This window comes from Actinomadura sp. BRA 177 (assembly GCF_013372625.1).
GTDB lineage: Bacteria > Actinomycetota > Actinomycetes > Streptosporangiales > Streptosporangiaceae > Spirillospora.
This window is the reverse complement of the sequence record NZ_JABXFD010000091.1, coordinates 1-1,273: the sequence shown is the minus strand read 5'-3', so window position 1 is coordinate 1,273 and position 1,273 is coordinate 1. Positions and strand designations below refer to the sequence as shown.

The following is a 1,273-nucleotide window of genomic DNA, read 5'->3' as shown; positions in this document are numbered from 1 at the left end:
GTGGTGCGCGCGGCGGACGCGGCGGTCTGCGGCCGGCAGGCGCGCGTCGTCGAGGCCCGCCGCGCGGACGGCAGCCCCGCCGGGCGCTTCTGGCTCGACCGCGAGACCGGGCTGATGCTGCACCGCGAGCTGATCGACGCCACCGGGCGCCCCGTGGTCGTCACCGGGTTCAGCGAGATCAGCTTCACCATGCCGGCGGCGGAGCACCCGGTGCTCGGCCAGCCCCGGGGCGGGCTGCTGCGCTTCCCCGGATCCAGCATCGGCGGCCCCGTCGAGGGCGCCGGCTCCGCGTCCGCCGCGAGCGCGTGGAGCGAGCGGCTGGACCGCGTCGGGATCGCCGGGCTGCGCGACGGCGGCTGGCCCGTCCCGAAGGACCTGCCCGGGCGGCTCACCCTCTACGACGTGCGCCGCGAGCGGGGCGGCGGCGCCGTCCACCTCAGCTACTCCGACGGCCTCGCCGCCGTCTCGGTGTTCGTGCAGCGCGGCAGCCTGGACGAGCGCGGGATGGCCGGCTGGCAGAAGACGTTCCGCCGGGGCCGCACGGTGTACCGCAAGGAGGCGCTGCGGCGCTGGGCCGTGTCCGCCGGGCATGGCTACGTCTACACCGTCCTGACCGACGCGCCGCAGAGCACCGCGGAGGCGGTCGCCGTGAACATGCCGCACGACACCGACACGTTCTGGACGCGCATCTCGCGAGGCTCCCGACGCCTGGCGTCGGCGGCGAATCCATTCGACTAGCCCGGCGTGAGCGGGTCGTTGTTAGGTCTTATGCTCGCCACATGCCTTTCGGGGCAGCATGAGCACGGATGACGAGGACCATGCTCGGTAGGAGAGATGGGGATGACGGAAGACAACCGCGGGCCGGTCAGGGCGCCCTCGGAGGACGACGGGGTCGCCTCCGGCCAGGAGCCCGGGCGGCAGGAGGCGGCGGCTCCTCCCGAGACGGTGACCGACCAGGAGATCCCGCCGGCCGGTGACCCCGAGGACACCCCCGAGCCCGGCGCGGAGCCCGGCCCGGAGCCCGGCGGCGAGGGCGACCGACTGGTGGCCGGCGGGTTCGCGCCGCCGGACTCGCTCGGCGGCCCGCCCGACACCAGCGAGGACGTGTTCTCCTGCGGCGCGGCCGACATGGGGCCGCAGGAGGTGCCGCTGCAGGACGTCCCGCCGCGCGACATGCCGCAGCCCCCGCCGCCCCTCCCGCCCGCCCAGCCCCCCACGGGCCACGCACGCCCCCGGCCCCGCCCCGCCCCCCCACACCCCCCCCCAACCCCAC

The 1,273-nt window shown here is 76.6% G+C and carries 1 protein-coding gene and 1 pseudogene; both read left to right on the top strand.

Annotated elements, in window-relative coordinates; translation table 11 throughout:
• Nucleotides 1–738 (top strand): hypothetical protein (locus HUX53_RS02035; protein ID WP_176401466.1); only part of this gene is annotated, 738 nt, incomplete at its 5' end.
• 102 nt (nt 739–840) lie between these two features.
• Nucleotides 841–1,273: pseudogene (locus HUX53_RS02030) on the top strand (hypothetical protein); the annotation flags it as partial.